The sequence below is a fragment of the Stenotrophomonas sp. 278 genome (genome assembly GCF_003935715.1).
Classification (GTDB): domain Bacteria; phylum Pseudomonadota; class Gammaproteobacteria; order Xanthomonadales; family Xanthomonadaceae; genus Stenotrophomonas; species Stenotrophomonas maltophilia_AH.
On the sequence record NZ_RHPP01000238.1, the window covers coordinates 1 to 3,120 of the forward strand.

General features: G+C 68.9%; 3 protein-coding genes and 1 pseudogene. 2 read left to right on the forward strand and 2 right to left on the reverse strand.

All coding sequences use genetic code 11. The features are described 5' to 3' along the window. Both EGJ34_RS21030 and dbpA read left to right on the forward strand, forming a co-directional pair. Positions 1–632: putative sulfate exporter family transporter (locus EGJ34_RS21030; RefSeq protein ID WP_125362356.1), on the forward strand; the 632-nt coding region annotated here is incomplete at its 5' end. 134 nt (positions 633–766) lie between these two features. Beyond that, positions 767–2,143: an ATP-dependent RNA helicase DbpA gene (gene dbpA, locus EGJ34_RS21035; protein WP_125362357.1), complete on the forward strand. Its 1,377-nt coding sequence runs from the start codon at positions 767–769 to the stop codon at positions 2,141–2,143. Between the two features lie 117 nt (positions 2,144–2,260). On the opposite strand, the gene EGJ34_RS21040 is transcribed toward dbpA, so the two are convergent. Together EGJ34_RS21040 and EGJ34_RS21045 are read right to left on the reverse strand one after the other, a co-directional pair. Continuing rightward, positions 2,261–2,800 (reverse strand): adenine phosphoribosyltransferase, encoded by a 540-nt coding sequence (locus tag EGJ34_RS21040; RefSeq protein WP_125362358.1) that lies wholly within the window; start codon positions 2,798–2,800, stop codon positions 2,261–2,263. Positions 2,801–2,875: 75 nt separating this feature from the next. Next, positions 2,876–3,120 (reverse strand): annotated as a pseudogene (locus EGJ34_RS21045) (hypothetical protein); the annotation flags it as partial.

The window sequence follows — 3,120 nt, forward strand, 5'->3', positions numbered from 1 at the left end:
GCGCGGCAGCGGTGATGGCGGCCGAACCGGTGCTGCGGGCGCGCGCCGAGCAGGTGACGGTGGCGGTGTCGACCGTGGTGGTGTTCGGCACCCTGGCGATGCTGGCCTGGCCGCTGCTGTACCAGCTCAACCTCAGCCATGCGCTGGTGCCGATCAGCGAGCATGCCTATGGGGTGTTTGCCGGATCCACGATCCACGAAGTCGCACAGGTGGTCGTCGCCGGCGGCGCGGTGAGTCCGGCTGCGGCCGACACGGCGGTGATCACCAAGATGGTGCGGGTGATGCTGCTGGCCCCGGCGCTGGTGGTGGTATCGCTGCTGCTGGCCCGGACCCGGGCAGGCACGCCGGACGCGCTGCGCGCGCGGATCGTGGTGCCGTGGTTCGCGTTCGGCTTCGTGGCGGTGGCGGCGTTCAACTCGCTGCAGTGGCTGCCGGCTGGGCTGGTCCACGCACTGGTGCAGCTGGACACCCTGCTGCTGGCGATGGCGATGGCCGCGCTGGGGCTGACCACGCATGTTTCGGCGCTGCGCCAGGCCGGAGTGAAGCCACTGCTGCTGGCGCTGCTGCTGTTCGGCTGGCTGCTGGTGGGCGGGCTGGGGGTGAATCTGGGGGTGCAAGGGTGGTTGGCGTGATCACGACCAACGGTCGTGATCTACCGGTTCGGGTCGTGAATGACCGGTAGGCCACGACCGTGCGTCGTGAATGACCGGTAGGCCACGACCGTTGGTCGTGGCACGCCGGGGTGGCGCAACAGGTAGAATGCGCCATGAACGAATTCTCCGAACTGCCCCTGTCGGCCTCGCTGGCAGCGGGCATCGACGCGCTGGGCTATACCCGCATGACGCCGGTGCAGGCCCAGAGCCTGCCCGCCATCCTCGAGCGCCGCGATGTGATCGCCCAGGCCCCCACTGGCAGTGGCAAGACCGCCGCCTTCGGGCTGGGCCTGCTGCAGAAGCTGGACCCGGCGGTGATCCGCGCGCAGGCGCTGGTGCTGTGCCCGACCCGCGAACTGGCCGACCAGGTCGGCAAGCAGATCCGCAAGCTGGCCACCGGCATTCCCAACCTGAAGCTGGTGGTACTGACCGGTGGCATGCCGCTGGGGCCGCAGCTGGCCTCGCTGGAAGCACACGACCCGCACGTGGTGGTCGGTACCCCGGGCCGGATCCAGGAGCTCGGCCGCAAGCGCGCGCTCAAGCTGGGCGGGGTGACCACGCTGGTGCTGGACGAAGCCGACCGCATGCTCGACATGGGCTTCGAAGAGCCCATCCGCGAGATCGCCGGGCGCACCAGCAAGGACCGCCAGACGCTGCTGTTCTCGGCCACCTTCCCGGACGAAATCCGCCAGATCGCGCGTGACCTGCTGCGCGATCCGCAGGAAGTGACCGTGGAAGGTGCCGACCATGCCCCGGCGATCCGTCACCTGTTCTGCGAGGTCGACCTCAGCAGCAAGCAGAAGGCGCTGGCCGGGCTGCTGCTGAAGTACACGCCGGAATCGGCGGTGGTGTTCTGCAACACCCGCCGCGACGTCGACGAAGTGGCCAACTCGCTGCAGCAGTTCGGCTTCTCCGCACTGGCCCTGCATGGCGACATGGAACAGCGTGACCGCGACGAAGTGCTGGTGCGCTTCGCCAACCGCAGCTGCAACGTGCTCGTGGCCAGTGACGTGGCCGCGCGCGGGCTGGACGTGCAGGACCTGGCGGCGGTGATCAATTACGAGCTGCCGACCGATATCGAAACCTACCAGCACCGCGTCGGCCGTACCGGTCGCGCCGGCGCGACCGGGCTCGCCATCAGCCTGGTAACCGGGCGCGAACGCAACCGCGCCGATGCGCTGGAAGCGGCGCAAGGTGCTCCGCTGGACTGGCAGAAAACGCCTTTGGCGACCGCGCGGCCGGCGGTCCTGCCGCAGGCGGCCATGCAGACCCTGCGCATCGACGGTGGCAAGACCGACAAGCTGCGCCCGGGCGACATCCTGGGCGCGCTGACCGGCGAGGCCGGGTTGTCGGCGAAGGTGATCGGCAAGATCGATATCTATCCCACGCGTTCGTACGTGGCGATTGCACGTGAGCACGTCGGCAAGGCGATCGCGCGCCTGGAAGCCGGCAAGATCAAGGGCCGCCGGTTCCGCGTCAGAAAGATGTAATGCGCATAGGGTCACCCGACGTAGAGCCACGCCCTGCGTGGCTTCGCGGTAATGATCTGATCCGGCCTATGCAGCCACGCAGGGCGTGGCTCTACGTCGGGCGATGAAAGACCGCGCTTAATAAACCAGATTCGCCACCAGCGGCACGTCGCTGTCCCAGCGCTCGCGGCCGCCCAGGCCGGCCAGCTCGACCAGCACCGCCGCGCCCAGCACGTCCACCTGCAACTGCCGTGCCAGCGACAACGCGGCCAGCAGTGTGCCACCCGTGGCCAGTACGTCATCCACCACCAGCACCCGTGCACCGGCCGGCAGCGCGTCGGCGTGCACTTCGATGCTGTCGGTGCGGTACTCCAGCGTGTAGTCCTGGCGCAGGGTGCGGCCCGGCAGCTTGCCCGGCTTGCGCACCGGAATGAAGCCGACACCGAGCACACGCGCCATCGCCGCGCCAAGAATGAAACCGCGCGACTCGATGCCCATCACCGCATCCAACCTCGCCTCCCGCCACGGTGCCACCATCGCGTCAATCGCGGCGGCGAAATCCGGCCCGTTGGCCAGCAGCGGCATGATGTCCTTGAACAGGATGCCGGGCTTGGGGAAGTCGGCAACATCGCGCAGGCGGCCCGCCCAGGCAGGCACGGTGGAGGAGGAATCAGTCATCGGTCAGACACCACGGAGGGTGGCATAGGGTACCGCGCTGGCCCTTTGCCGGGGCCGGCCAATGGCCGCACGGGTTCAGGAGCTGCACGACAGCATCGAGCAGCCGGCCTTGTTCAAGGCCCACGCCGGCCGCTTCGCCGCGTAGCGCTCAGCCCCTGGCTGAGCGTCGTAAGGGTGCTGCAGCAGCAGCTGCAGCGCATGCACGCCGCCCAGGTCACCATGCTCGGCCTGCTCGATCGCCTCCTGCGCCAACCAGTTGCGCAGCACGTACAGCGGGTTGGCGCGGTCCATCCCAGCGCGACGCGCCGCCGGGTCCAGCG

Bases quoted from the DNA above. Each gene is read 5' to 3' on its own strand.
- dbpA (WP_125362357.1), top strand. From the start codon at position 767: ATGAACGAATTCTCCGAACTGCCCCTGTCGGCCTCGCTGGCAGCGGGC.
- EGJ34_RS21040 (WP_125362358.1), bottom strand. From the start codon at position 2,800: ATGACTGATTCCTCCTCCACCGTGCCTGCCTGGGCGGGCCGCCTGCGC.